The organism is Microbispora sitophila (genome assembly GCF_014892245.1).
Classification (GTDB): Bacteria; Actinomycetota; Actinomycetes; order Streptosporangiales; family Streptosporangiaceae; genus Microbispora; species Microbispora siamensis.
Genome location: NZ_JADBGC010000023.1, coordinates 39,469 through 64,794 on the forward strand (window position 1 = coordinate 39,469; position 25,326 = coordinate 64,794).

General features: G+C 72.7%; 27 protein-coding genes. 9 read left to right on the forward strand and 18 right to left on the reverse strand.

What is annotated here, in order from left to right; translation table 11 throughout:
- Positions 1 to 2: 2 nt before the first annotated feature.
- Positions 3 to 731, forward strand: coding sequence for an SAM-dependent methyltransferase (locus IL992_RS33805; RefSeq protein WP_193207384.1), 729 nt, complete (start codon positions 3 to 5; stop codon positions 729 to 731).
- A 5-nt stretch (positions 732 to 736) separates the two neighbouring features.
- Here IL992_RS33805 and IL992_RS33810 read toward each other — a convergent pair whose 3' ends face one another.
- Positions 737 to 1,180, reverse strand: coding sequence for a hypothetical protein (locus tag IL992_RS33810; protein ID WP_193207385.1), 444 nt, complete (start codon positions 1,178 to 1,180; stop codon positions 737 to 739).
- Positions 1,181 to 1,323: 143 nt separating this feature from the next.
- On the opposite strand from IL992_RS33810, the gene IL992_RS33815 reads away from it, so the two are divergent.
- On the forward strand, positions 1,324 to 3,369 hold the full coding sequence (locus IL992_RS33815; protein ID WP_193207386.1) for a GAF domain-containing sensor histidine kinase: 2,046 nt from the start codon (positions 1,324 to 1,326) through the stop codon (positions 3,367 to 3,369).
- Positions 3,366 to 4,004 carry a response regulator gene (locus IL992_RS33820; protein ID WP_193207387.1) on the forward strand — a complete coding sequence of 213 codons (639 nt, stop codon included), beginning with the start codon at positions 3,366 to 3,368 and terminating at the stop codon, positions 4,002 to 4,004. The genes IL992_RS33815 and IL992_RS33820 overlap by 4 nt, the downstream gene beginning before the upstream one ends.
- A gap of 9 nt (positions 4,005 to 4,013) precedes the next feature.
- On the opposite strand, the gene IL992_RS33825 is transcribed toward IL992_RS33820, so the two are convergent.
- Both IL992_RS33825 and IL992_RS33830 read right to left on the reverse strand, forming a co-directional pair.
- Entirely contained in the window at positions 4,014 to 5,690 is a 1,677-nt protein-coding gene (locus IL992_RS33825) for a serine/threonine-protein kinase (RefSeq protein ID WP_193207388.1), read from the reverse strand.
- A 54-nt stretch (positions 5,691 to 5,744) separates the two neighbouring features.
- The gene (locus tag IL992_RS33830) at positions 5,745 to 6,032 is read right to left on the reverse strand and encodes a hypothetical protein (protein WP_193207389.1); all 288 of its coding nucleotides are present in this window, start codon (positions 6,030 to 6,032) and stop codon (positions 5,745 to 5,747) included.
- Between the two features lie 389 nt (positions 6,033 to 6,421).
- On the opposite strand from IL992_RS33830, the gene IL992_RS33835 reads away from it, so the two are divergent.
- A complete protein-coding gene (locus IL992_RS33835) occupies positions 6,422 to 7,033 on the forward strand; it encodes an FMN-binding negative transcriptional regulator (protein ID WP_193207390.1) in 612 nt (203 codons plus the stop codon).
- A 269-nt stretch (positions 7,034 to 7,302) separates the two neighbouring features.
- Here IL992_RS33835 and IL992_RS33840 read toward each other — a convergent pair whose 3' ends face one another.
- Entirely contained in the window at positions 7,303 to 7,950 is a 648-nt protein-coding gene (locus IL992_RS33840) for a hypothetical protein (RefSeq protein ID WP_193207391.1), read from the reverse strand.
- 213 nt (positions 7,951 to 8,163) lie between these two features.
- Here IL992_RS33840 and IL992_RS33845 point away from each other — a divergent pair, with 213 nt between their 5' ends.
- Complete coding sequence (locus IL992_RS33845; protein WP_193207392.1) at positions 8,164 to 9,258, forward strand: winged helix DNA-binding domain-containing protein; 1,095 nt, start codon at positions 8,164 to 8,166, stop codon at positions 9,256 to 9,258.
- A 16-nt stretch (positions 9,259 to 9,274) separates the two neighbouring features.
- On the opposite strand, the gene IL992_RS33850 is transcribed toward IL992_RS33845, so the two are convergent.
- Together IL992_RS33850 and IL992_RS33855 are read right to left on the reverse strand one after the other, a co-directional pair.
- The gene (locus tag IL992_RS33850) at positions 9,275 to 10,015 is read right to left on the reverse strand and encodes an ABC transporter permease (protein ID WP_193207393.1); all 741 of its coding nucleotides are present in this window, start codon (positions 10,013 to 10,015) and stop codon (positions 9,275 to 9,277) included.
- A gap of 92 nt (positions 10,016 to 10,107) precedes the next feature.
- Entirely contained in the window at positions 10,108 to 10,863 is a 756-nt protein-coding gene (locus IL992_RS33855; RefSeq protein WP_193207394.1) for an ABC transporter ATP-binding protein, read from the reverse strand.
- Positions 10,864 to 11,027: 164 nt separating this feature from the next.
- Between IL992_RS33855 and IL992_RS33860 the strand changes: the two genes are divergently transcribed.
- Together IL992_RS33860 and IL992_RS33865 are read left to right on the forward strand one after the other, a co-directional pair.
- Positions 11,028 to 12,206, forward strand: a complete 1,179-nt coding sequence (locus IL992_RS33860) for a sensor histidine kinase (protein WP_193207395.1) — start codon at positions 11,028 to 11,030, stop codon at positions 12,204 to 12,206.
- Complete coding sequence (locus IL992_RS33865) at positions 12,181 to 12,828, forward strand: response regulator transcription factor (protein ID WP_319018997.1); 648 nt, start codon at positions 12,181 to 12,183, stop codon at positions 12,826 to 12,828. The genes IL992_RS33860 and IL992_RS33865 overlap by 26 nt, the downstream gene beginning before the upstream one ends.
- Positions 12,829 to 12,956: 128 nt before the next feature.
- Here IL992_RS33865 and IL992_RS33870 read toward each other — a convergent pair whose 3' ends face one another.
- The 3 genes from IL992_RS33870 to IL992_RS33880 form a co-directional block, all read right to left on the reverse strand.
- Positions 12,957 to 13,940, reverse strand: coding sequence for an aldo/keto reductase (locus tag IL992_RS33870; protein ID WP_193207397.1), 984 nt, complete (start codon positions 13,938 to 13,940; stop codon positions 12,957 to 12,959).
- Between the two features lie 16 nt (positions 13,941 to 13,956).
- On the reverse strand, positions 13,957 to 14,994 hold the full coding sequence (locus tag IL992_RS33875; protein WP_193207398.1) for an NAD-dependent epimerase/dehydratase family protein: 1,038 nt from the start codon (positions 14,992 to 14,994) through the stop codon (positions 13,957 to 13,959).
- 317 nt (positions 14,995 to 15,311) lie between these two features.
- Complete coding sequence (locus IL992_RS33880) at positions 15,312 to 16,016, reverse strand: alpha/beta fold hydrolase (RefSeq protein ID WP_193207399.1); 705 nt, start codon at positions 16,014 to 16,016, stop codon at positions 15,312 to 15,314.
- Here IL992_RS33880 and IL992_RS33885 point away from each other — a divergent pair.
- Positions 15,990 to 16,328 carry a MarR family winged helix-turn-helix transcriptional regulator gene (locus IL992_RS33885; RefSeq protein ID WP_319018998.1) on the forward strand — a complete coding sequence of 113 codons (339 nt, stop codon included), beginning with the start codon at positions 15,990 to 15,992 and terminating at the stop codon, positions 16,326 to 16,328. The genes IL992_RS33880 and IL992_RS33885 overlap by 27 nt on opposite strands.
- Positions 16,329 to 16,350: 22 nt before the next feature.
- Here IL992_RS33885 and IL992_RS33890 read toward each other — a convergent pair whose 3' ends face one another.
- The 9 genes from IL992_RS33890 to IL992_RS33925 form a co-directional block, all read right to left on the reverse strand.
- Positions 16,351 to 17,958, reverse strand: coding sequence for an ABC transporter permease (locus tag IL992_RS33890; protein ID WP_193207401.1), 1,608 nt, complete (start codon positions 17,956 to 17,958; stop codon positions 16,351 to 16,353).
- Complete coding sequence (locus tag IL992_RS33895; RefSeq protein WP_193207402.1) at positions 17,955 to 18,947, reverse strand: ABC transporter ATP-binding protein; 993 nt, start codon at positions 18,945 to 18,947, stop codon at positions 17,955 to 17,957. The genes IL992_RS33890 and IL992_RS33895 overlap by 4 nt, the downstream gene beginning before the upstream one ends.
- Complete coding sequence (locus IL992_RS33900) at positions 18,944 to 19,621, reverse strand: TetR/AcrR family transcriptional regulator (protein WP_193207403.1); 678 nt, start codon at positions 19,619 to 19,621, stop codon at positions 18,944 to 18,946. Before IL992_RS33900 ends, IL992_RS33895 begins: the two co-directional genes overlap by 4 nt.
- A gap of 107 nt (positions 19,622 to 19,728) precedes the next feature.
- A complete protein-coding gene (locus IL992_RS46825) occupies positions 19,729 to 19,896 on the reverse strand; it encodes a hypothetical protein (protein ID WP_226874242.1) in 168 nt (55 codons plus the stop codon).
- Complete coding sequence (locus IL992_RS46830) at positions 19,893 to 20,132, reverse strand: LysE family translocator (protein ID WP_319018999.1); 240 nt, start codon at positions 20,130 to 20,132, stop codon at positions 19,893 to 19,895. The genes IL992_RS46825 and IL992_RS46830 overlap by 4 nt, the downstream gene beginning before the upstream one ends.
- A 45-nt stretch (positions 20,133 to 20,177) precedes the next feature.
- Positions 20,178 to 21,440, reverse strand: a complete 1,263-nt coding sequence (locus IL992_RS33910) for an RNA polymerase sigma factor (RefSeq protein ID WP_193207404.1) — start codon at positions 21,438 to 21,440, stop codon at positions 20,178 to 20,180.
- Positions 21,437 to 21,835 (reverse strand): YciI family protein, encoded by a 399-nt coding sequence (locus tag IL992_RS33915; RefSeq protein ID WP_193207405.1) that lies wholly within the window; start codon positions 21,833 to 21,835, stop codon positions 21,437 to 21,439. Before IL992_RS33915 ends, IL992_RS33910 begins: the two co-directional genes overlap by 4 nt.
- 142 nt (positions 21,836 to 21,977) lie before the next feature.
- Positions 21,978 to 23,276: an endo-1,4-beta-xylanase gene (locus IL992_RS33920; RefSeq protein ID WP_193207406.1), complete on the reverse strand. Its 1,299-nt coding sequence runs from the start codon at positions 23,274 to 23,276 to the stop codon at positions 21,978 to 21,980.
- A gap of 156 nt (positions 23,277 to 23,432) precedes the next feature.
- Entirely contained in the window at positions 23,433 to 24,065 is a 633-nt protein-coding gene (locus IL992_RS33925) for a maleylpyruvate isomerase family mycothiol-dependent enzyme (RefSeq protein ID WP_193207407.1), read from the reverse strand.
- Between the two features lie 205 nt (positions 24,066 to 24,270).
- On the opposite strand from IL992_RS33925, the gene IL992_RS33930 reads away from it, so the two are divergent.
- Positions 24,271 to 25,314, forward strand: coding sequence for a hypothetical protein (locus IL992_RS33930; protein WP_193207408.1), 1,044 nt, complete (start codon positions 24,271 to 24,273; stop codon positions 25,312 to 25,314).
- Positions 25,315 to 25,326: the final 12 nt, after the last annotated feature.

Consider the following 25,326-nt stretch of genomic DNA (forward strand, 5'->3'; position numbering starts at 1 on the left):
AGGTGGATCGACAACTGCTCAGCGCCATCGCCCATCGTGATCACCCCATCGCCGCGCCCGTCTCGGCCGCCAACCTCGATCGGCTGCTGCGCCGCGCGGCGCTGCCGGAGGGAGCCCGCATCCTCGACCTTGGGTGCGGCGCGGGCGAGTGGTCGCTCCGGGCGCTCGAACTCGTCCCGTCCGCCCGCGCCGACGGCCTGGACATCTCGCCGCACGCCGTGGCGGCCGCGCAAGAGGCGGCCGTCAGGCGAGGGGTGGCCGACCGGCTGACGCTGCACACGATGCCGGCCGACGCCTTCACGGCCGCCCAGCCGTACGACCTGGCGCTGTGCGTGGGCTCGACGCACGCCTTCGGCGGGCTGACGGAGACGATGGAGGCTCTCGCCCGGTTCGTACGGCCCGGCGGCCTCGCACTCGTGGGGGAGGGGTACTGGGAGCGCCCTCCCGCTCCCGAGGTCGCCGAAGCCATCGGCGAATATCCCGATCTCGCGGGCACGGTGGACGCCGCCGAGTCCAAGGGGTGGCTGACCGTCTACGCCCATGGGAGCGACCTGGCGGAGTGGGACGAGTACGAGTGGTCGTGGACCGGCACGCTGGCGCGCTGGGCCGCGGACCATCCAGGCCCCGACGGCGAGCAGGCCCTCGCCGTGATGAGGGAGCACCGCGACATGTGGCTCAACGGCTACCGGGGTGCTCTCGGTTTCGTCACCCTGCTCCTCCGGCGCGTCTGACCCTGTCAGCGGCGCAGCAGCCGTACCAGGCGGAAGCCGGCCAGGACGCCGACTCCGAGGTGGGCCGTGACGAGGGCGATCTGGAAGACCCGCTGACCCGCCGTGAGGTCGGCGGCGTAGCCGCCGTCGTAGAAGCCGGACATGAAGGCGAGCACTCCGGCGATGACCAGGAGGACCGAGGCGGGGACGGCCACGCCGCGATGACGCCGGGTCGCGCCGATGACCAGCAGGACCTGCGCGATCATCATCGGAATCGGCGCCGACAGCCGCGCCTGCGGCCCGAGGGCGTCGAGCAGCGTCGGGCTGAGGCCGGCGGACAGGGAGATGATCGCGCCGGCGACGTCCATGGCGAGCAGCAGGCCCACGCCGGCGGCGAGCGCGGACGAGAGCGGTCGAGCGGCGGGCGCGGTGCCGGGTGTGGTTGCGGGTGTGGTTGCGGGTGCGGACATGTCCTCTCCTCGAAGAACGTAGGGGTGGTTGCGAATTCGAGGGTCCGGCGGAGGACGTCCGGCCGGCATGAGCCGCCGGTCCTCCGCGGGACGGGACATCTCGTCCCGTGACGACGGGACGCGCGGGTGGCAACATCCCCCTCATGACGGACAGATCGGCCCGGCGTGCCGCCGTGGCGGCGGGCGCGCTCCTCGTCCTGGTCCTCGGGACGCTGGTCGTCGAGCCCAGGCTGCGGCAGCTGGGCGTGACGGGGATCGTCGAACGGTTCGACGCCTTCCGCGCGGTCGCGGCGCTGTCGTTCGGCGTGCCCGGCCTGTTCGTGGTGGCGCAGCGGCCGGGAAGCCGGGTCGGCTGGGTGATGGTGATCGTCGGCACGGCCCAGGCGCTCGGGCTCGCCCTCGGCGCCTACGGCCTGCTCGGCATCAACGGCGGCATCGACGGCGGCATCGACGGCGGCTTGGACGGCGGCTTCAAGGACGGTGCGGTCGGCGGCGGCACGGGCCTGCCGGGGGACGACTGGGCGATGTGGGTGTCCAACTGGCTGTGGATCCCCGCTTACCTGCTGGTCCCGACGATCTTCTTGCTGATCTTTCCGGACGGCCGGCTCCCCTCGCGCCGATGGTGGTCCGCGCGGGCCGCGGCGTACGCCGGCATCGGGGTGCACACGCTCGACTGGATGGTCCGCCCGGTGACCTACGAGCAGGTCCCCGGGCTCTTCCCCAAGGGGTACGCCGGCGTGCTGGCCGGACTCACCGGGGTTCCGGACGCCCTCAGGACCGCGGGCACGGTGTGCACGGTCGGCGCGGTGCTCGCCGCGGTCGGCTCGCTCGTCGTCCGTTACCGGTCCGCGGGCGAGGAGGTGCGACGGCGGCTCCAATGGGTGCTGGCCGCCGCGCTGCTGACGGTGGGCCTGCTCGGCGTCGCTCTGTTCGTGCCGTCGGGGCCGGTCATCGTGGCGTTCGCCGCCGTCCCGCTGCCGGTGGCGGTGTCGGTGGCCGTCGTCGCGCACCGCCTCTGGGACCTCGACCTCCTGCTGTCGCGCGCGCTCGCGTTCGGCGCCGTCAGCGTCGCCCTGCTGGCCGCGTACGCCCTGGTCGCGGCCACACTCGGGAACGCGATCGGCTCCGGGGCGTCCGCGCTGATCGTGGCGCTCGCGGTGCACCCTCTCTATCTGCGGGTGTCCGCCGCCGCGAACCGCCTCGTGTACGGCGACCGCGACGACCCGGCGCGTGCGCTGCGCCGGCTCGGCGTGCGGCTCTCGGACGCGGGTGCGCCCGGCGACCTCCTGGAGCGGATGGCCGCGGAGGTCGGGCGCGTCCTGCGCATGCACTACGTGGCCGTCGAGGAATCGGGCGCGGTCGTGGCCTCCTGGGGCCGCCCGAGCGGCGTCGGCGCCGACATGACGGAGAGCGTTCCGCTCCTCCATCAGGGCGAGCCGGTCGGCACGCTCGTGCTGGGGGAGCGGCTGCGCCCCAAGGACCGCGCACTGCTGGCGCAGCTCGCGCCGCACGTGGCGGTGGCCGTACGGGCGCACCGCCTCGGCGCGGACCTGGAGCGTTCGCACGGGCGGCTGCTGGCGGCCCGGCAGGAGGAGCGCGACCGGCTGCTCTACGAACTCCACGACGGGCTCGGCCCCACGCTGGCGGCCCTCGCGCTGCAGGTGGACCGGGGCAGGCGCCTGGTCGACGCCGACCCCGAGGGGGCGAAACAGGTGCTGGAGGAGCTGTCCGGCCGCATCCGCGGCACGGTCGAGAACGTCCGAGCGATCGTCAACGACCTGCGCCCGCCACCCCTGGACGCTCTGGGGCTCACGGGCGCGCTGGCCGAGCTCGGCAGGGGCTTCGCGGGTGATCTCGCGGTCGAGGTCGAGGCCCCGCCCGACCTGCCCGCCCTTCCGCCGCCGGTCGAGCTGGCCGCCTACCGGATCGCGGCCGAGGCCATGACGAACGCGGTACGACACGCCATGGCGTCCCGCTGCACGGTCAGCCTGCGGGCGGGCGACGCGCCGGGCGTCCTGGAGTTGCGGGTCGACGACGACGGCGTCGGGGTGGGGTCGCCCGCCCGCCGCGGGTTCGGCCTCGCCTCCATGCGGCGCCGGTCCGAGGAGCTCAACGGCACCTTCGAACTGCTCGACCAGGCCGGGGCGGGCACCCACCTGGTCGTACGGCTCCCGCTGGCGGTCCGATGATCCGCGTCATGGTGGTGGAGGACCACCCGGTGTTCGCCGAAGGGCTGGTCGCGCTCTTCCGCGATCTGCCCGAGGTGGAGGTCGCGGGGGTGGCGAGCACCGGCGAGGCGGCCGTCGACCTGGTGGACCAGGTCGCTCCCGACGTCGTCCTGATGGATCTGCACCTGCCCGGCATCAGCGGCATCGAGGCGACGTCCCGGATCACGGCCCGGCATCCCGGCGTGGCCGTGCTGGCCCTGACCATGCTGTCCGACGACGCGTCGATCCTCGCCGCCGTACGGGCCGGCGCCCGCGGCTACCTGCTCAAAGAGGCGACGCCCGCGGACATCGTGCGCTCGCTGGAGGCGGTGGCCTCGGGCCAGGTCGTGTTCGGCGCGGCGACCGGAAGCCGGGTGCTGGCCGCTCTCACCGCGTCGGCCGTACGGCCCCGGCCGCTGCCCGAGCTGACGGAACGAGAGGTGGAGGTGCTCGACCTCGTCGCCGCGGGTCTCACCAACCACGCCATCGCGCGGCGCCTGTATCTGAGCGAGAAGACCGTGCGCAACCACGTGTCGAACATCTTCGCCAAGCTCGGCGTCTCCGATCGCGCCGCGGCGGTGGCGCGCGCCAGGGACGCCGGCCTCGGCGGCCGGTAGGAGCGGCCCTCACCGGGTGATCGCGAGCATCAGCCGGGCGGCGGTCGGGCGGGCCCCGGGGTCCTTGCTGAAGCAGGCGGCCACCGCAGGCCGGAGTGGCTCGGGCAGGGCCGACACGTCCGGGTCGTGGCCGAGGATCCGCTGGGAGATCGCGTAAACGGACGGGCCGTCGAAGGCGAGGCGTCCGGTCGCGGCGAAGTACATGGTGGAGGCCCAGCTGAACACGTCCGAGGGCGGGCCGACACGCTGTCCGGACACCTGCTCAGGGGACATGTACGGCGGCGTCCCCTTGGCGCCTCCGACTGTCACCGTCAGGCGGTCGAGGGCCCTGGCCACACCGAAGTCGATCACACGTGGGCCGTCGGGACCGAGCAGGACGTTGGCGGGTTTGAAGTCTCTGTGGACGATGCCCGCGGCGTGGATGCCTCTCAGGGCGGCGGCCGTCGAGATCGCCAGGCGGATCAGACCGTCCCCGTCGAGGGGCCGCTCCCGGCGGACGTACGTCTCCAGGGACGGGCCGGGGACGTACTCACTGACGATGTAGGCGGCGTCGTCGGCGACGCCGGCATCGATGACGGGTGCGGTGGCGAACGGCGGGACGCGCCGCGCCGCCGCGACCTCGCGCAGGAAGCTCTCATGCTCCCCGGCGGTTCCGACGGGAGCGTGCAGCACCTTGATCGCGACCTTGTCGCCAAAGGGGGAAAGGCCGAGGTGGACGACTCCCTGCCCGCCGCCGCCGAGCCGTTCCATCAGCCGGTACGGCCCGATGAAGGGGCCGGGTGCGGCCGGTGCCGGCGGGGGGCCGGGTGCGGCCGGTGTCGGCGGGGGGCCGGCCGAAGAAGCCTGGACCGGGCTGCGGACGGAAGCGGGCCCTCGCGTGAACATCGCCTGCCGCAGGACGAAGGCGTGAAAGGTGCCGCCCCACCACGAGCTCAGCGACCAGGCCCAGTAATAGAGCTGCGCGCGCCAGTCCGTGTTCGGCAGGGTCATGATCGGGTCGCCGGCGATGATGAGGGCCGAGAACAGGACAACGTATACGGCTGCCGCCACTCCCTGTTTCCGGCTGCGCAGGCGGACCGCCGCGGAACCCACCACCAGGGAGGTGGCGAACCCGAGCGTGAGCAGCGGAACGAGAGCCCACAGGTAGCTCAGCGGGACGGCGATCCCCCTGGGCCCGGCCACGATCCGCCGCCCGTGGCCCGGTGTGTGGCTCGGTGTGGGGCCGGGTGTGGGGCCGGGTGTGGGGCCGGGTGTGGGGCCGGGTGTGGGGCCGGGTGTGGGGCTCGGTACGCCGCTGGGTGAGCCGCCGTCGCTCCCCACCCCGCCGAGCAGGGCCTGGGCACGGAAGACCCGCTTCCGTATGACGAAGGCGTGCACGGTGCCGCCCGACCAGAGGCCGAGGACCCAGACCCACAGCGCCAGCTGGTTGCGCCAGTCGTCCTGAGGGAAGTTCCGCACCCCCGCGGTCGAGATGAGGAACACGAGCACGGCCAGGTGGCAGCCGGCCGCGACGGCCGTCGCCCGGCTCTTCGTCCGGTACGCCGCGAAGCCGAGGACCAGCCAGGTGAGCAGGCCCAGCGAGACGGCCGGGACGACGGCCCACAGGAAACTGAGCGCGTCCACCAGTGGGGGACGGACGTGCGTGGGGGAGGTGTGGTCGCGTCGTCTGTCGCTCCCTGCGGGCATACGGTGCATCTTAGAGATCACCGCAGGTTGATGATCTATCGTTGCGTGTCCGTGTCAGGCCAGAGGCGGGCGGTTCTCGTACGGCCAACCCCGCGTGGGCGGCTCGACCATGTAGGCGAACAGATCCACCGCGGAGCGCTGCAGGAACACGACGGCCGGTTCGAGCGCGGCGCGGGCGCGGGCCCGCTCCACGCGGTCGCGTTCCTCCCGCCCCCGGCCGGTCGCGCCGCCCGGCTTCGCCTCAGCTCCGGCCTGCCTGATCGCCGCCGGCGCCACACCCATGGTCGCGTCGCGGGCCGCCCGGGTCACCGTACGGTAGAAGTCCGGATCGGCGGATTCCACGTGCCTCCACGGGGTCGTGCCGCTCTCCGCCTGGCGAACCGCGGCTCCGGCCAGGCCGAAGAGGTGGAAGCCCTCGCGCGCTGCGCCCCATCCGGGTGCGCACCTCCTCGGCGATCTCCGACATCCGCCCCCGTACCGTGGCATCCCGGAGGGGTGCGAGTCCGCGCAGCCGCGACGGGCAGTCCCCGAGTCCCGCGGCCCGCAACCAGGCCGGGAGGTAGGTGTGGGCCAGCCAGCCCTGCGCCATCAGGACACGGTCCTCGCCCTGCCGTCGTCGGCCGTTCCGATACTGCCAGATCGCCGAAGACATATCATCCCCCTGAATTGCCGTGTATCGGCTACACGCTTACGCAAGGTGGGCGCCGACCGTCTGTGCGTACAGTGAGGGTGTGCTGATTCACCCCTGGGACGCCGCCGCGGACGAGGAGGCGCTGGCCTTCGTCCGCGCGAACGAGTTCGGCCACCTCATCGCGTCCGGACGCGACCGCGATGTGCCGGTGGTCGTGCCGACGCAGTTCCTCCTCGCCGAGGAGTCCACGATCCTGCTGCACCTCGCCCGGCCGAACCCGATCTGGTCGGCGATCGAGGAGAACCCTGCCGTGGTCATGGCCGTCGCTGGCGACTGGGCGTACGTCGAGGGGGCGTGGAAGGCGCTGCCCGGCACCGACGAGGATCCCCGGCTCGGCATCCCCACCACGTACTACGCGGCCGTCCAGCTGGTCTGTCACGCGGAGATCGTCGACGACCGCGACGGGAAGCTCGGCATCCTGCGTGCCCAGCTCGCCCGCCTGGACCACGATCTCGCCGACCCCGCCGAGCACCACCGGCGCCTGCCGGGCATCCGCGGTCTCCGGCTGGCCGTGCAGAAGGTCAACGGCAAGTTCAAGTACGGCGGGAACGTGGACGAGGACCACCGCCGGTACGTCGCGGAACGCCTCGCGGAGCGGGGCGGGCCCGGCGACCGCGCCGCTCGCGACCACCTCCTGCGCCGGCTCGGCTGACCCCCTGGAGGAACCGCGTGCGCGGTGCCGTTCCTCAGCGCTACCCTTCGTCGGCCAAGAAACGACGACATGCCGAACCCAGCACCCAACGAGCGAGAACTGGCCATTCTGCGAACACTTCGCCGAGGTCAGCGCATCACGGGAAAACCGACGTGCGCACCCGGGCACGCCGTTCAGGCATCGACTCTCGCGTGGTCGCCGAAGCCGGGCACGGGCGAGTCCGGCACTGGTGACGAGCCGTCCCCGGATCGGTGGAGGTGCGCGGCGTCTCAGGCGTCCCCGATGAGCGCGAAGGCGAACGCGAGACGCCGATCCAGCCATTCCTTGCGGATCCTGACGTGGGCGCTGCCCTCGGAAGTCATCACGATCTCCTCACCGGACCGCCATTCGAGCGAACGGGGTCCCCGGCCCCGGTCCGACAGATCGGGGCCGGCAAGCACGCCGTCGAGGGCTCCGTGCAACAACCGTTCGGCCGCCCGCCCGGCGACGTTCTTGAGGCTGCCGCTCACCCACTCGTTGCGCCCCGTGATCTCCGGATGCCCCGGCTGCTCGATCCGCCAGGTGTGCCGGAACGGGCGCTTCGGCGGGATCCGCTTCACGGTGCCGATGACCTGGCCCTGGCCGTCGTGTACGACGTGGTGCCGCTCTCCGTTCACCTCCCGGGGAGCCGCCACGTAACAGAGCAGGCGCCGCTGAGCGGTGTCCTCGAAGAGGGTCAGCTCCGGAGCGGCGGGCAGCCCCTGGAGTTGCTCTGAGGCGAGATACGCGCATGGGGCGAGGACCTTGTCGAACTTCCCTCCTCGGGGCACCCGTACGGCATGCGCCCCCCGGCTCGCCATCTTGCGCTTGGGCGTCTCCGGGCGCTCCACCCTGCTGACGACGAACTCCCAGACCTCCGTCCACGCGACGGGTTCCACCGGCGGCTCATCGGCTTTCCCGGTCCTGCCGAACGCCACGGTTGCCTCCTGATCCCTTGATCTTTTAGCAAGCGACAACTCTAGCCTCGGGTTATCCACCGGCGACCGCCACCTCCGGGGCGTCGGGCCGTGAGTCGTGTGGAGGCGGGCCGCAGGACCGTGCGCATCAGCAGGGGTACGCGAGCTGTCGTACCCGAGGTGTAGAAGTGTGACGTGGTAGCTGAGACGACCTGGGCGCAGGTGCTCGCCTGGAGGCTGAGACGGCAGTTCGTCGAGCCCGCGGGCGGCGGTGACGTGGTGGCGATCGCCCGGCGTTTGTGCGGGGTGCAGGCGCAGGTCGCCTCGTCGGCGGCGCTGGCCGTGGCTGTACGGCACGCGAGCCCGCGTCCGGGAGAGATCGAGGACGCCCTGTGGCGTGACCGCACGCTGGTCAAGACCTGGACGATGCGCAGCACACTCCACCTCCTCCCGGCCGACGAGTTCCCCGCCTACCGCGCCGCCCTCGGGGCGCTCCGGTTCTGGGAGAGGGCCTCCTGGCAGCGCGGTCACGGGGTGTCGGCCCGGGAGATCGAGGCCGTCGTGGACGCCGTTCCGCGCGCGTTGTCCGGGCGGGTGCTGACCCGCGAGGAACTGGTCGAGGCGGTCATCGAGGTGACCGGGGACGCCCACCTGAGACAGGCCCTCACGTCCGGCTGGGGCGCGCTGCTCAAGCCGCTCAGCTTCCTGGGCGAGCTGTGCTACGGCCCGCCGCGTGACCGCAGGGTCACCTTCACCACGCCCGCAGACTGGCTGCCGGGCGGCCGGGGGGAGGTGCTCTCGCAGGAGGAAGGGGGAGCGCGGGTGCTCCGCGCGTTCCTCGGCGCCCATGGCCCGGCCACTCCCCGGATGTTCGACGCCTGGCTGTTCCGCGGCGTGACCCCGAAGGCCGTCCTGCGCGGCTGGTTCGGTGAGCTGGAGGGTGAGCTCGCGCAGGTCGAGGTGGAGGGCATGCCCGCCGTGCTGCCGGCGGAGCTTCTGGACGACCTGCTGGCCTGCCCGCCGTCGGAGGACGTGCATCTGCTGCCCGGCTTCGACCAGTTCATCCTGGGAGCGCCGCGTGACCTGGAACCGCTCCTGCCGAAGGCCGTGCGGCCCAAGGTGAGCCGGACGGCCGGGTGGATCTCGCCCGTGGTCGTCCATCAGGGCCGGGTGGCGGGTGTGTGGGACGCCAAAGAGGGGCGTCCGGTCGTCGAGCTTTTCGAACCGGTGCCGGAGCACCTCCTGGCCGCGGAATCCGATCGCATCGCCATGCTCCTCGACCGGCTTTAGCTCAGGACGGTGCCGGTCAGGCCACCTCCTTGCGGAGCACGCGGACCAGGCCGGCGGCCATGGGGAGGACGATCCAGAAGGTGACCGACGTCGCGAGCCGGGCGCCCTCGCTCCAGGTCATGTCGCCGCTCACGAGGGAAGCGCCGGTGGTGTTGAGGTCGAGCCACTCGGCGAGGGCCGCGCCGACGGAGCCGAGTCTGCCGACGACGGCCCACAGGACCGGAGTCGACAGGTTGATCACGATCGCGGCGGGCGCGTTGAGGAGCAGCGCGCCGAGGGCGAGGCCCGCCGCGGCCACGAGGACGTTCGCCCCGGTCCAGCCGAGCAGCCAGAGCGGCTGGACCTCCCAGGTGGCGGGCATGTTCCGGACTCCGGCCACGGCGGCCGTGACCGGCACCGCGACCAGCATGGCGAACAGTGAGAGCACCACCGCCGCGAGCAGGGGCGGCAGGCATTTGGCCGCGAGGACGCGGTGGCGGCGCGGCTCGAGCACGAAGGTGGTCAGCGCCGTGCGATGCGCCCACTCGCCGGTCACCGTGAGGATGCCGAGCACCGGGAGCAGGGTGCCGAGGGCGATCCCCGCCGTGCCCACCAGGGTCTGCAGCTTCGGTCCGACGACGGCGCCGCGCGCGACGACGGACGCGACCACCAGCCCGACCATGATCAACGAGATGATCGTGCCGCTTCGGGTGTCGACGAGCTTGCGGGCTTCGACGATGAGCAGTCTGCGGAACGGGATCGGAGTGTCGGCGGTCATGTCGTCGTCCTTCGTGACGGGGCCCGGTGGTTCTTCGTGACGAGGGGTCGGCGCGGTCCCCGCGATGTCGTTCGGGTGGTGCCCGGCGCGGGTCATGCGGCGCCCCGGCGCGCGTCGAGGCCCCGGGACGCGCCGGCGCCCTGGCTCCGGTCCGTGTGCGCGGTCAATTCGAGGAAGGTCTGTTCGAGGCCGCGGCCCCGGCTCAGCTCGTCGACCGTGCCCTGGGCGAGCACGCGTCCACGGGCGATCATCACGATGTGGTCCGCCACCTGTTCCACCTCGTGCAACAGGTGCGAGCTGAGCAGCACTGCGCATCCGGCGTCCGCGAGGTCGCGCAGCAGGCGGCGCATCCAGTGGATGCCCTGAGGGTCGAGACCGTTGGCGGGCTCGTCGAGGATGAGCACCTCGGGACCGCCGAGCAGGGCGTGCGCGATGCCGAGCCGCTGCCGCATCCCGAGGGAGTAGCCGCCGATCCTCCGCCGGCTCTCCCGTTCGGTCAGCCCCACCAGGTCGAGCACCTCGCCGACCCGGGCCCGCGGCAGTCCGAGGGTCATCGCCCCGAGCGTCAGCACCTCTCGGCCGGTGCGGCCCGGATGCCGGGCCCCGGCGTCGAGCAGGGTGCCGACCCGCAGGCCCGGGCAGGCCATCCCGGCGTACGGCAGACCGAGCACGGTCGCCGAACCGGAGGAGGGGCGGGCGAGCCCCACCAGGACGCGCAGGGCCGTCGACTTTCCGGCGCCGTTGGGCCCGAGGAAGCCGGTGACGCTCCCGGCGCCGACGGTGAAGGTCACGTCGTCGAGCGCCTTCACCTTCCCGTAGATCTTGCTGACGTGTCTGAACTCGATCACGCCGCCCAGTCCACCGCGAGGGCGTACGCCGCCGCATCGGACCGGGGTTCCGGCGCGGCTCGACGCGGGGCCCGGCCTTACGCCCGCGGGCGATACCCGGGGTTGTCCACAGGTCGACCCAGGTCGCTAAAACCTGCTCGGTGTGGTCCCTAAGCTGTGGGGCTGTGCACGGCCGACCGGACTACCAGCCACCCCTGGACAGGCAGGGTGTCGCGCTGCGTTACCTGTGCGCCGTGGTGCCGATGCTCTTCCACGGCACGGTGCTGACCTGGCTCGTCCTGCACGACGGCGGCCGTCTCCCGCAGGCGCTGATCGACACGGCGCTCGGCCTGATCGGGCTGGTCCTGATGTGGTGGCGCCGCCGGTGGCCGTGGCAGATCGCCCTGGCGACCACCTTGCTGACCACGTTCTCGGCCACGGCGACCGGCCCCGCGCAGGTCGCGTACGTGTCCCTGGTGACCCATCGCCGATGGAGCCGGACGATCCCGGTCGCGGTCGTGTCCGCGGTGTGCCTGCTGGTCAGCGGGGCTTTGGGCGGCATCGACCAGGCCACTGTCGTCTCCTCGGTCTCGGGGCTGACGATTCTCGGCGGGTTGACCGTGTTCGGCCTCTACCTACGGGGACGCCGCGACCTGGAGCTGTCCCTGCGAGAGCGGGCCCGGGCCGCCGAGCGTGAGCAGCGGCAGCGGATCGACCAGGCGCGGCTGGCGGAACGCGTCAAGATCGCCCAGGAAATGCACGACGTGCTCGCGCACCGGATCTCCCTGCTGGCGATGCTGGCCGGCGGCCTGGCCTACCGCATGGACCTCGGCCCGGAGCAGACGCGCGAGGCCGCGCTGGCCATCCAGGAGAACGCGCACCAGTCGCTCAACGAGTTGCGCACGGTGTTGCGCACCCTTCGCGACGACGGCGCCGTGGAGGCGCCGCAGCCCGACCTGGCCCATCTGGACGCGCTGTTCGGCGAGGTCCGCGCCGCCGGCCAGCGGGTCGAGGTGGACGACCGCATCGACGGCCGGGAGTCGCTGCCCGCGCAGACGGGCCGGCACGCCTACCGGATCGTGCAGGAGGCACTGACCAACGCGCGCAAGCACGCGCCGGGCGCCAGGGTCACCGCCGAACTCGGCGGACGGCCGGGGGAGGGCCTGCGGATCCGGGTGACGAACCCCACGGGCTCCGGCTCGGCCCCCGGACCGGGCGGCAGGCTGGGCCTGGTGGGCCTGGCGGAGCGGACGAAAATGGCCGGCGGCACTCTCACCCATACGATCCAGGACGGGCGATTCATTCTTGATGTCCGATTGCCATGGGAGGCTGCGGAGCGTGACCCGGCTGGTGATAGTGGATGACGACGCGATGGTGCGGACCGGGCTGCGTCTCATCCTCGGCGGCGAAGCCGACTTCGACATCGTCGGCGAGGCCGAAGACGGGCTTCGCGCCATGGACGTGATCCGCGAACTGCGCCCCGACGTGGTGCTGCTGGACATCCGGATGCCCAACCAGGACGGGCTGACCACCACCGAGCTGCTGCGGGCCCAGCCCGGCCCGCCGCGGATCCTCGTGCTCACCACGTTCGACGCCGACGACATGGTGCTGCGGGCCCTGCGGCTCGGCGCCGACGGCTTCCTGCTGAAGGACACCCCACCGCCTCGGATGATCGAGGCGGTCCGTGCCGTGGCGAAGGGCGAGCCCGTGCTGTCGCCGAGCGTCACCCGGCAGGTGATCGCCGCGGCGACCGGCGGGTCCGGGCCGGTCCTTCCGGCGGCGCGGGAGGAACTGGGCAGGCTCACCGAGCGCGAACTCGAGGTCGCGGTCGAGGTGGCGAACGGCAGGTCGAACGCCGAGATCGCCGAGCGTCTCTACATGAGCGTCGCCACCGTGAAGGCGAACATCACCAGGATCTTCGCCAAGCTCGGCACCGACAACCGGGTCCAGGTGGCGATGAAGGTGCGCGACGCCGGTCTCCTGTGAGCGCACTCCCCGGCCGCGTTCGCGGCCGCCGGTCCGAGTACGGCGGCCCGCGACAGCGGACTGGTGCCGGGTGGCGGCCGAGTGTGCGGACCGTCCCGGCGACGACAGCCGGGAAGCCGGGCGGACGATCAGTCCAGCGAGACGGCGGGGGAGGGCAGGTGCCGGTCGAGTTCGTCCCACAGACCCGGCGGGATCGGGGTGGTGGCGAGGCGCAGCGTCTCCTCGATCCGCTCGGGTTCCGAGACGCCGACGATGGTGGACGCCACCCTGGGGTCGCGCAGCGAGAACTGCAGCGCGGCGGCGGCGAGCGGCACGCCGTGCTCGTCGCAGGCCCGCCGCATGGCGCGGACCGCGTCCCGGACGGACTCGCCGGTGTCTCGATAGGCGTAGCGGGGCTGGGCGTCGGGTCCCTTGACCAGCATCCCGCCACCGTACGGTGCGCCGTTGACGAAGGCGACGCCGCGATCGCGGGCCTCGTCGAGCAGCGGGCCTGCCTCGCGGTTCACCAGCGTCCAGCGGTTGTGGCTGATCACGGCGTCGAACACGCCGGTGGCGACATACCTGCGCAACAGGCCGACCGGGCCACCCGCGATGCCGAGATGGCCGGCGACGCCGGCGTCCCGCAGCGCGACCAGCGCCTCCACCGCCCCGCCCAGGCCCATGGCCTCCTCGAACGTGATGTGGAATTCGGGATCGTGCAGGTACAGCAGCGGCACGTGGTCGACGCCGAGCCGCTCCAGGCTCTCCTCGGCCGAACGGCGTACGCGCTCGCCGGAGAAGTCACCGGTGTCCGGGGCCGCGTCGACCTTGGTGGCCAGGACGAACCCGGCGGGGACGCCGCCGCGGTGGCGGACCACGGCGCCGATGCGCCGTTCCGCGCTGCCGCCGCCGTAGTTGTTCGAGGTGTCGAGGAAGTTGAACGGCCCGTCGAACACGGCGTCCACCGTGGCCCGCGCGCGCTGCTCGCCGACCTCGTACCCGTACAGTCCCGGCATGCTCGCCAGGGGACTGGTCCCGACGCAGATCGGCGTCACCGTCAGGCCGGTACGCCCGAACGGCCGGCGCAGCGCCGGGTCCGGGACCGGCAGGTCGTCGGGGGGATCGAGGGGCATCAGGGGCGTCCTTCCGTCACAAGCCGTCGCCCTTACCGGGCGCCGGCCGGGCCACGGCCGCCGAGGCGAGCCGGTGCCCTTCGGCCAGCCGGGCCAGCACAGCGTCGGTCGCGGCGTCGGGCCGGGTCTGCTCCGGATGGGCGGACCGCCAGGCGTGCAGCCGCCTGGCCCCTTCCGCCCAGGTGACGACCGGCCGGAACGACGGGACGAACCGCCTGATCTTCGTGGTGTCGAACACGGCGGTGTGCTGCAGGTCACCGACGATCAGGTCGGACCAGAACCAGTCGGGCGCGACGAGCGGCAGGAATTCCGCGGGCAGGTGGAGGAGCCGGGCCGGTGCCGCGGCCGTCCGCCCGACGACCTCGTAGATCTCGTTCCAGGTCAGCGCCTCGTCGGAGGTGATGTGGAAGTCCTCGCCGAGCGCCTGCCAGGTGCCGATCAGACCGACGAGGCCGACGGCGAAGTCGTCCGCGTGCGTCAGGGTCCACAGGCTGGTGCCGTCGCCGGGCACCACGATCTCGTCGCCGCGGGCGACCCGGTCCCACGCCGTCCAGTCGCCGGGCAGCGGCGGGTGCGCGTCGTCGTAGGTGTGCGAGGGGCGCACGATCGTGACGGGGAAGTCGCGCTCCTCGTAGGCGCGGAGCAGGACGTCCTCTGCCGCGATCTTGTCTCGTGCGTACGCGAGGTAGGGATTGCGCCGGGTGGTCGATTCCGTGAACGGCACCCGCCGCACCGGCTTGTGGTAGACGGAGGCGCTGCTGATGTAGACGTACTGGGCGGTGCGGCCGTCCAGCAGGTCCACCGCCGCAGCGGCGTCCTCGGCCGTGTAGCCGAGGAAGTCGACGACGCAGTCGTACGTCCTCCCGGCCAGGGCCCGGCGCAGCGCGTCGCGGTCCCGCACGTCGGCGGTGAGCCACGTGACCCCCTCGGGCAGGGGACGGCGCCAGGCGGTGCGACCCCGGTTGAGCACGTGGACGTCTAGGCCCCGGCGCACCGACTCGGCCACGCAGGCCGAGCTGATCGTTCCGGTGCCGCCGATGTAGAGGACCTTCACGCGGCGACTCCGAATCCGTTGATACTTTCGGCATATCGACGAAAGATGTCGATCGCGGCAGCAACCTAGGGCGTGGCGTCGTTTCACGTCAAGAGCGCCCACCACCGGACACCTCGGGCACCGGCCCACCTGCCGGCGACGCCGCCCAGAGCCGTCTCGCCACCATCTGGAAACCGGCCGTGCAGAGATCGGTGGGGTGGCCCTCGTACCGGATCCCGGTTATCCCGACGCGCGGGTTCCACGATTTGTAGAGATCGACTCGCGCCCCGGTCCACGTGTACTGGCCCGGGGGAATTACCACGAGCGCGTTTCGTCGTTCATTCGGCCACGAGGTCGCGGATGCGCGTGGCGTACGCGCGGGGGTGGGTGGTGTTGCCGTTGTGCCCGCCGGGAAACTCGCGCGCCTCGACCCCGAGGAGCACGGCGAGCTCCTGTGCGCACCGATAGTCGAAGACGTGCCGGGGCGTGGTGCGGCCGAAGGCCGGGACGACGCGGACCGGGGTGTCCCTGAGCGCGGCGACGTCCAGCGTGTCGCGGGCGATCGCGGTGAAGTCGTTGCGGATGAAGAAGTCGAAGCCGGCCCGCCGCCGATCGTTCATCGGGTGCGGGGTCAGCCCGGGCTCGGTGTCCTGGGCGACGGGGTCGATGCCCAGCGTTTCCGCGATCTTGATGAACGCGTCGGCGAGGCCGCGGTCACGGTAGAGGCGCTGCAGCTCCTCCAGCTCCCGCACGTGACGGACGCGTTCGGAGGCGGGCAGGAGACCGGGGGCGACGGGCTCGTGCGCGATCAGGGTGCCGAGCTGTTCCGGATGCTCGACGGCCAGGTGCAGCCCTATGGCCGCGCCGAAGCTGCATCCGAGCATGTGCGCCGGCCGGTCGGTCACGGCGGCGAGCAGGCGGTGGACGTCGTCGACATGGTCGGCCATGGTCGCGCCGCCGTCGGGGGCGTCAAGGCTGCTGCGGGACAGGCCGCGCCGGTCGTAGGTGATCACGGTGTGGTCGTCGCCGACCTGCGCGCCCATCCGGAGACCTCCGTCGGGGAGATCGCGGCGCGTACGGGGTTGCCGCAGAGCGCGGTGTCGGGGGCCGTCGCCCGGCTGAAGGAGGCCGGGGCGGTCGTGACGGCCCCCGATCCGGCCGATCGCCGCCGGGTCGTGATCAGGCAGGCGCCCGGGCAGTCCGCGCGTGTGGAGGCCGTGCGGGCGGGCGGTGTCGAGGGGCCCCTCGCGGCGGCTCTGGGCACCGACGACCCGGCGCAGGTCGCCGAGGTCGTCGAGGTGCTCGAGTTCCTCGCACGCCGCCTCGCGCCGGGATCGGGTCCCCGCCGCCCCTGACGCCGGGAAGACCGGACGGGCGTCAGGGGATGGGCAGGTCCCGGCGGCGGAAGGCGGCGAGGCCGGCGGCGGTCAGCGCCGCGGCGACCGCCGACAGCGACACCAGCGGCACGGCGCCGAAGCGGTCCGCGGGCAGGCGGGGGACATGCGTGAACGGGGAGACGTCCAGCACCCACTGGTCCAGTCCGATCGCGGCCCCGACCAGCCCGATCAGCAGGCAGAACACCGGTGCGCCCCAGCCGAGGGCGGTGAGGCGGGGGAGCAGGCCGTACAGCGCGACCGTGACCCCGGCGAGCACCCAGACGGCGGGAAGCTGGATCAGTGCGGCGGCCAGTAGCCGGGACGTCTGCCGGGCGGCCTCACCGGTGTTCAGCCCGTGGGCCAGCCCCATCGCGAGCCCGGCGGCGGCGAGGACGGCGGCCGGGCCGAGCAGGGAGAAGGCGAGATGGCCGCCCAGCCAGCGCAGCCGTCCGACCGCGGTGCCCAGCACCGCCTCGGCCCGCCCGCTGGTCTCCTCGGTCCGCGCCCTGAGGGTGGCCTGCACGGCGTACGCGGAGGCGATCAGGCCGAACAGGTTCGTGGTGGCGGCGAGGTAGTCGTCGACGAGCCCGGCCGCGCCGCCGAGGCGGGCGAACACGTCGGCCATCTGCGGCGCGTCGCGCACGAGGTCGGCGACGCTCGCCGCGAGGTAGCCGAGCACGAGGCCCAGTACGGCGAACCCGGCGGCCCAGCCGGCCAGCAGTCCCCGGTGCAGCCGCCAGGCCAGCGCCAGGGGCGAGCGCAGGGCGGGGCCCGCCGCCGGGCGGCCGAGCCGGGGCGGCAGCAGGCCGGCGCCGAGGTCGCGGCGCGTCGAGAGTGCGGCGGCCCCCAGGGCCAGCGCGACGGCCACCCCGGCGGTGAGGGCGACGGGCCACCAGGCGTCCTCACCGTACGGGCGGATCCACGTCACCCACTCCAGTGGGGACAGCCGACCGGCCCACGACGGCGTGCCGTCGTCCAGGGCGCCGACGTCGCCGGCGACCCGCAGGACGTAGGCGGCGGCGAGGACGCCGATCGCGATCCCGCGCGCGCTGCCCGCGCCGGCGGTCAGCTGCGCGGCCACCGCCGCGACCGCGGCGAACACCCAGCCGGTGACGGCGAGCTCGGCGCCGAAGGCCCACGAGCCTGCGGCCGGCAGGCCCTGCCCGATCATCCCGAGGGCGAGGACGGCGCAGAGGAGCAGGCCGGCGGCGAAGACCGAAACCAGCGCCGCCGCCAGGGGCGCGTGGCGGCCGACGACGGCCGAGCCGAGCAGTTCGCGGCGGCCGCTGTCCTCCTCGGCCCGGGTGTGCCGGATGACTGTGAGGATGCAGAACAGCCCCGCCATGACGGGGATGAACCCGCCCCGCCAGGCGACCAGCTCGCCGAGGCTGGAGCCGTGCAGGCGGCCGTACAGCGCGACGAAGCCGGCGTTGTGCGCGCTCAGGTCCGCGTACTGCTGCCGCGCCGCGGCGCTGGGGAACAACCCGTCGATGGAGGTCACGTACGAGATCGGGACGAGGCCGAGGACCAGCACCCACAGCGGGGTCAGGACACGGTCGCGGCGCAGGATCAGCCGGACCAGCCCTCCGGTTCCGGTGAGCGCCGTCATCGGGTCGCCTCCGGTGCGTCCTGCGGAGCAGGCTGGGAGGGGTCATGCGGAGCAGGCTGGGAGGGGTCGTGCGGAGCAGGCTGAGAGGGGTCATGCGGAGCAGGCTGGGAAGAGTAGTGCCGCAGGAACAGCTCCTCGAGCGTGGGCGGGCGGCTGACGAGGCTGCGCACGCCCGCCGCCGTGAGGTGGCGCAGCGCCGGGTCGAGCGCGGCGGCGTCGACGTCGAAACGCACCCGTCCGTCCCGTGCGAGCAGGTCGTGCACGCCGGGCATTCCGGCCAGCCCGTCCGGGGGGCCGGCCAGCTCGGCCTCGATCGTGGTGCGGGTCAGGTGACGCAGCTCGGTGAGCGTGCCGGTCTCCACAGTGCGGCCGTCGCGGATGATCGTGACCCGGTCGCACAGCGCCTCGACCTCGGACAGGATGTGGCTGGACAGCAGCACCGTACGGTCGCCGCGGCGCTGCTCCTCCCGCACGGCCTCGCGGAACGCCTCCTCCATCAGTGGGTCGAGGCCCGAGGTCGGCTCGTCGAGTAGCAGCAGTTCCACGTCGGAGGCGAGGGCCGCGACCAGCGCCACCTTCTGCCGGTTGCCCTTGGAGTAGGCGCGCCCCTTCTTGCGGGGGTCGAGGTCGAAGCGCTCAAGCAGGTCGGTGCGGCGCCGCTCGTTCAGCCCGCCCCGCATCCTGCCGAGCAGGTCGATCACCTCGCCCCCGGACAGGCCGGGCCACAGGACGACGTCCCCGGGCACGTACGCCAGGCGGCGGTGCAGTGCGGTCGCGTCGGCCCACGGGTCGCCGCCGAGCAGGCGGGCGGTGCCGGCGTCCGCGCGCATCATGCCGAGCAGGATGCGGATGGTGGTGCTCTTGCCCGCGCCGTTGGGCCCGAGGAAGCCGTGGACCTCGCCGGTGCGCACGACGAGGTCGAGGCCGTCGAGGGCCTTGGCCGGTCCGAACGTCTTGACCAGCCCGGCCACGGAGATGGCGTCTGTCATGGGGAATTCTCCTCGGTTCTGCGGCCGGGGGGCCGCGTGCCCGCAAGCCGGTCGAGGCCTGCCCGGGCGCGGGCGGCGTCCTCCGGAGTCATGAGGGGATGCGAGTAGAGGTCGACCAGTGCCCGGGAGAGCAACAGGTCCCCCTCGGGGCTGAACATGTCCACTCCCATGGCGCGGGAGATGTGCGGGGCGAGGACCGGGATGCCCAGCGCCATCGCCGTGAACACGGCAGCTCTGATCTTCGCCGGGACGTCCGGGGGATCGGGGCGGCCGGCGTCGGCGCCCGCGATCCACTCCTCGCAGATCCACGTCATCTGGTCGAAGATCGACGCGGCCGATCCGTCGGCCAGGCTGCGCGCCAGATAGAGCTGGTAAGGCGCCATCGCCGCGCGGGCGGCGCCCACGTAGCCCACGTCGCTGAGCGTCGTGTCGGCCCGGACCTGGTCGTTCAGGCGCCGGATCATCTTCATGAGGTGCTCGTCACAGGCCTCACGCAGCGCCTGCTTCGAGCCGAAGTGGTGGCGGACCAGCCCAGGGGACACGCCCGCGGTCCTCGCGATGCCCCGGATCGTCGCCTTCTCGAAGCCGTCCTCGCCGAAGTGCCGCAGCGCGGCGTCCCTGATCCGGGCGCGCGCCGTGAGGTCTTCGGGATCAGGTCCGGGAGGTGTCGCCACCGTCGTCCTTTCCACACGTGTAGAAGGCTGTTCCTACGAACAGCAGACTATACGCACGTATAGCAGGAGTCCAGCGTGGAACCGCGACTCCTACCGGTTCCCGGGCTCTACTCCGGCGAGGTCACCAGCCGGACGGCCAGGGCGGCGAAGACCGAGCCGCTGACGACGTTCATGCCGCGCGCGAACCGGCGGCTGCGCCGGAGCAGCGCCGCGAGCCGTCCCGCGAGGGCGCCCACGGTCGCGTCGACGCCGAGGCCGAGCAGCACCAGCGTCACCCGAGGATCAGGAACTGGACGGCGACATGGCCCAGGGCCGGGTTCACGAACTGCGGCAGGAACGCGCTGTTGAACAGGATCACCTTGGGGTTGAGCAGGTTCGTGACCATGCCCTGCCAGAAGGCGCGCAGGCGCCGCGGATCGGGACCGGCCAGGGGCGCCTCGTCCTCGCCTGCGGTGCCGCGGTCACGGAACGCCTGATCGCGAGATACACGTGGTAGGCGGCGCCCGCCCACCACAGCACGTGGTACAGCACCGGCAGGTGGGCGACGGGGAGGCGGTCAGGGGGAGGCGGCGAGGCGGGCGGCGCGCATGGTGAGGTGGTCACGCTCGGGGATGCTCGCCGTGAGGCTCGCCGCCGCGCGGTAGTCCTCTACGGCCGCCGTGAGGTCGCCGGCCATCTCCAGCAGGTGCGCGCGCGCCGCGTGCAGGCGGTGGTGCCCCGCCAGCGGGCCGTCCGCCAGCGGTTCCAGCAGGGCCAGCCCGGCGGCGGGGCCGTGCACCATGGCGGCGGCGACGGCGCGGTTGAGGGAGACCATCGGGTTGGGCGACATGCGCTCCAGCAGGCCGTACAACGCGAGGATCTGCGGCCAGTCGGTCTCCTCGGCCGCCACGGCCTCGTCGTGCACGGCGGCGATCGCCGCCTGGATCTGATACGGCCCGGCTGCGCCCCGGCGCAGGGCGGCCGTGAGCAGCGCGGTGCCCTCGGCGATCGCCTCGCGGTCCCACAGGCCGCGGTCCTGCTCCGCCAGCGGGACGGGAACGCCGCCAGGACCGGTCCTGGCGGGCCGCCGGGCGTCGGTCAGCAGCATCAGTGCGAGCAGTCCGGCCGCCTCGCAGTCACCGTGCGGGAAACCTCGCAGCAGGCGGTGCAGCGTCCTGGCCAGCCGGATCGCCTCGCGGGACAGCTCGACGCGGTGCAGGCCGAGGCCGCCGCTGGCGGCATAGCCCTCGTTGAAGATGAGGTAGAGCACGTGCAGCACGGAGGCGAGCCGCGCGGAGCGCTCCTCCGGCTCCGGCATGCGGAACGGCACCCCCGACGCCCTGATGCGCTGCTTCGCCCGGCTGATCCGCTGCGCCATCGTCGCCTCGGGCACCATGAAGGCCTTGCCGATCTCGGCCGTGGTCAGCCCGCCGACGGCCCGCAGGGTCAGGGCGATGGCGGACGCCGGTGTCAGCGCGGGATGACAGCTGAGGAACAGCATGACGAGCGTGTCGTCCCCGTCCGCCTCGTGCACCCGGTCGGCCGCCGGGGAGGTCCGGTGGTCGGTGGGAGCCCGGGCGGCCACCAGTTCCTCCCGGTGGCGACGCGCCTGCTCGCCCCGCACCTGCTCGATCATCCGCCGGTACGCGACCTGGACCAGCCAGCCCTTCGGGTTGTCCGGCACGCCCTCGGCGGGCCACTGGGCGAGGGCGTCGAGCAGGGCCTCCTGGACCGCGTCCTCGGCCGCGTCGAAGTCGCCGAACCTGCGGGTGAGCACGCCGACGACCTGCGGCGCCAGCGGGCGCAGCAGGTCGTCGAGGTGTGGGTGCGAAGCGCTCACAGCTCCTGCGGCGGGGCCGCCATCACCTGCCGCACCTCGATCGGCATGTTCAGCGGCTCGCCGTTCAGGCCGGGCGCCGCCGAGATGTGGGCCGCCAGCGCGTACGCACGCTCCGGCCCCTCGCAGTCGACGATCCAGTAGCCGACCAGGAACTCCTTGGTCTCCGGGAACGGGCCGTCGGTGACGACGGGGACGCCGCCCTCGCCGGCCCGTACGACCCGCGCCTGGTCGGGCATCGCCAGCCCCTGGGCGTCCACGAACTCGCCGGCTTCGACGAGCCCGCGGTTCACGTCGTGCATGAACTCGATGTGCGCCTTGATGTCCTCCGGCGACCAGGTGTCCATCGAGGCGATGCCGCTCTGCGGGCCGAACTGCATCAGCAGCATGTACTTCATGTCTTGCTCCTCCTGCCGCCCGCCCCTCGTGGGCGCGCTCACCCCTGGGTAGAAGCCGGCTCCCCGATTCTCGACATCCTGCCGGAGAATTCTCGAAAATCTCTCCCGGCCGCGGCCGGACCCCTTCTCGAAGGGACACGGCTCAGAGGGAAACGGTCACCTCGGCGTCCCCGGGCTCGTCCAGGGTGAACGCGACCGTCCGGCCGCCGGCCGTGATCTCGTACTCGCCGAGGAAGCCGTCGAAACGGAGGCGGCCGTCCGCGTCGGTGACCATCGTCGTGGGCGGTAGCCACCACTCGCCCTTGATGAGCGAGCGCAGCGCCTCGTACGACGGCTTGGGGGTGCCGTCGGCGCGGACGAAGCCGCCCGGCGCGCCGAGCCAGCCGCCGTCCGACAGGCCCCAGTAGGTCGTGGCCTCCACGGCCGGATGGGACAGCAGGGTCTTGTAGTGGCGCACGACCTCGTCGGCCTGACGTGCCTCACCCTCGGGCGTGGTCGGCCACTCGGGGATCTGGTAGTCGTTCAGGTCGACGATCTCCTCCGGCATGATGTGGCCGGAGACGATCGTCGTCTCGGTGAAGTGGATGGGCAGGCCGTACCGCGCGAAGCGGTCGATCGTGGCGAGCGTCTTCTCCTCGCCCCAGTAGCCCTGGTGCATGTGGCTCTGCAGGCCGAGCACGTCGATCTTTATGCCCGCCTCGAGCACCCCCTCGATCAGGCACTCGTACGCCGCGGACATGTCGAAGTCGTTGAGCAGCAGCGTGGCGTGGGGATTGGCCTCGCGGGCCGCGTCGAAGACCATCCGGACCATCGGGATCCGGCCCATCTCCCGGCAGATCCGGGTGATGCCGTTGTCGTACTTGTCGAAGATCGGCATGATCACGACCTCGTTGATGACGTCCCACATGTCGATGACGCCGGCGAAGTCGGTCATGTCGCGCCGGATCCGCTCCACCTGGGCCTTGGCGATCTCGGCGTTCGACAGGTCCATGAGCCAGTCGGCGGTCACCGTGTGCCATGCGAGCGGGTGTCCCTTGACGACGCAGCCCCGGTCGGCGAACCACCGCGCCGTGGTGAGCAGCCGCTCGGTGTCCGGCCGGCCCCGGACCGGCTCGAACTGGCCCCAGTAGAAGGGCAGCGTGGCGAAGTTGAACAGGTCGAACCACAGGTCGGCGACCTGCTGGGACCCGGCCGCCGGGGCCTCGCCGAGCGATCGCCGCTCGCCGGAGTCCGTCGCGGTCTCGCCGTTGGCCAGCGGGATGAAGTCGAACCCGATGCAGCCGAACAGGAACTTGTGCCGGCGCTGCGCGATGACCACCTCCTGACCGGCGAGGGGAGTGCCGTTCGCGGTCACGGTGAGCGTGGCGCCGGCGGTGCGGTGCTTCCTGATCAGCGGGTCGGGGTCGATGGCTCCGGAGTCGGAAGCAGGGTGGGACGACATCGAGCGGCCTCCAGGATGCTCAAGGCGGAGAAGTCCCCTCCGGGAGCCTCCTCGCCCCGGCCGGAGAGGTCTGTGATCCCGAGCACGTTAACGCTCTTGACGCCCGAACGGGCACAGACCTCTCCATCGGTGCGATCAGCGGCCCAAGTAGCGCGTTCAGCGGATCACGTGGGTGAAGCGGGCGGCGGGCTCGCCGTGCAGCCGTCCCTCGGGCAGCCGGCGGCCGCACAGGACCAGCACCAGGTCCTGTGCGGCGCCGGACAAGGGGGTGCCGGTCCCGAGCGACCAGTCGACGTCGTCGGCGCGCAGTTCGACGCCGTCCAGGTCGACGCCGAAATACTTGCGGCTCCGCGGGGACAGCGCGTTGTCGAGCAGGACGCGCAGCCGGTCGCCGGGAACCCGCCGGTCGATCCCGAGCGCCACGGTGATGTCCATGCCGTGGATCACGTCGTGCGACAGCGCGCCCGCGTAGCCGCCGCCCGGAGGCCGCCAGGGGTGTTCGGCGTTGTCCCGCAGGCACGCGGTCAGCTCTCGCGGGCCGAGCGCCGCCGCGTCCCTGCGGGCGAGCCGGTCGGCCAGCCGGTCGAAGTTCCCCCGGGCCCTGACGAGGCCGGCCAGCACGCTCAGCCCCGAGTGCCGGTAGGGCATCGTCATGTGGGCCACCACCTCCCGCACCCGCCACCCCGCGCACAGCGAGGGCGCGTCCCACGACTGCGGCGGCAGCTCACTCAGCAGGTCCGCAAGTTCGCGGCGTTCCGCCGCGATCTGCTGCCGGATATCGGTGTCCATTCGTCGTCGCCCTTCCGGTCGTGTCCGTCCGTACGCCCTCCCGACGAACGGGTGCGGCCCTGATGGACACCTCCGTGCGCGCATGCATATTGCGTGCCGCGCATAATATGAGTGACACCAAGATCGAATTAAGGTTGCCGCTGGGCCGAGCCGCTGGACCGAGCTGCTGGACCGAGCTGCTCAAGCGGGCCGCTGGAGGCGGGAAATGAACGGCAAGGGGATCAACTTCGACACCGGCTTCGCGGACGCGGCCGCCCGCGCCGCCGGGCGCAGCACCCGGGAGCCCTTCGACCTCGACGTGGTCGAGCGGGAGATGCGCGTCATCCGTGAGGACCTGCACTGCACCGCCGTACGGGTCACGGGCGGCGACCCCGAGCGGCTCAAGGCCGCGGCGACCCGCGCCGCCGAGGCCGGGCTGGACGTGTGGCTGTGCCCGTTCACCTGCGACATCACCACCGCCGAGTTGCTCGCCGTGATCGCCGACTGCGCCGAGCACGCCGAGCGGTTGCGCCGCGAGGGCGCGGAGGTCGTGCTGGTCACCGGTTCGGAGGTGAGCCTGTTCACCGACGGGTTCCTGCCCGGCGCGACGTTCGGGGACCGGATCCCCCTGCTGGCCCGGCCGGAGAGCCTGAGGGAGGTGCTCCCCCTGGTGCCCGGCCGCGTCAACGCCTTCCTCCACGAGGCGGTCGCGGTCGCCCGCGAGCGGTTCGGCGGCCGGATCGGCTACTGCTCGATCCCGTTCGAACGGGTGGACTGGACGCCCTTCGACATCATCGCCACCGACGCCGGCTACCGGTCGGCCGCCACGGCGGCCCGCTACCGGGACAACATCCGCGCCTTCGTCGCACAGGGAAAGGCCCAGGGCAAGCCGGTGGCGGTCACCGAGTTCGGGTGCGTCACCCACCGCGGCGCCGCCGACCTGGGGGAGCGCGGTGACTCGATCGTCGAATGGGGCGAGGACGGAGCGCCGGTCGGCCTGACCGGCGACCACGTCCGCGACGAGCACGAGCAGGCGGCCTACCTGCGCGAGGTGCTGGGGATCCTCGACGCCGAGGGGGTGGACACCGCCTTCTGGTACACCTTCGCCCGCTACGACCTGCCGCACCGGAAAGATCCCCGCGATGACCTCGACATGGCCAGTTGTGGCGTGGTGAAAGTGCTGGAGAGCGGTTCGGGCACTGCCTATCCCGGCCTGCCCTGGGAACCGAAGGCCGCGTTCACCGCTCTGGCGGACTGCTACCGGAGCTGACCCCCGTGGCGC

Bases quoted from the DNA above. Each gene is read 5' to 3' on its own strand.
- IL992_RS33810 (WP_193207385.1), bottom strand. From the start codon at position 1,180: ATGTCCGCACCCGCAACCACACCCGCAACCACACCCGGCACCGCGCCC.
- IL992_RS33815 (WP_193207386.1), top strand. From the start codon at position 1,324: ATGACGGACAGATCGGCCCGGCGTGCCGCCGTGGCGGCGGGCGCGCTC.
- IL992_RS33820 (WP_193207387.1), top strand. From the start codon at position 3,366: ATGATCCGCGTCATGGTGGTGGAGGACCACCCGGTGTTCGCCGAAGGG.
- IL992_RS33825 (WP_193207388.1), bottom strand. From the start codon at position 5,690: ATGCCCGCAGGGAGCGACAGACGACGCGACCACACCTCCCCCACGCAC.
- IL992_RS33850 (WP_193207393.1), bottom strand. From the start codon at position 10,015: ATGACCGCCGACACTCCGATCCCGTTCCGCAGACTGCTCATCGTCGAA.
- IL992_RS33870 (WP_193207397.1), bottom strand. From the start codon at position 13,940: ATGCCCCTCGATCCCCCCGACGACCTGCCGGTCCCGGACCCGGCGCTG.
- IL992_RS33880 (WP_193207399.1), bottom strand. From the start codon at position 16,016: ATGGGCGCGCAGGTCGGCGACGACCACACCGTGATCACCTACGACCGG.
- IL992_RS33890 (WP_193207401.1), bottom strand. From the start codon at position 17,958: ATGACGGCGCTCACCGGAACCGGAGGGCTGGTCCGGCTGATCCTGCGC.
- IL992_RS33895 (WP_193207402.1), bottom strand. From the start codon at position 18,947: ATGACAGACGCCATCTCCGTGGCCGGGCTGGTCAAGACGTTCGGACCG.
- IL992_RS33915 (WP_193207405.1), bottom strand. From the start codon at position 21,835: ATGAAGTACATGCTGCTGATGCAGTTCGGCCCGCAGAGCGGCATCGCC.
- IL992_RS33920 (WP_193207406.1), bottom strand. From the start codon at position 23,276: ATGTCGTCCCACCCTGCTTCCGACTCCGGAGCCATCGACCCCGACCCG.
- IL992_RS33925 (WP_193207407.1), bottom strand. From the start codon at position 24,065: ATGGACACCGATATCCGGCAGCAGATCGCGGCGGAACGCCGCGAACTT.
- IL992_RS33930 (WP_193207408.1), top strand. From the start codon at position 24,271: ATGAACGGCAAGGGGATCAACTTCGACACCGGCTTCGCGGACGCGGCC.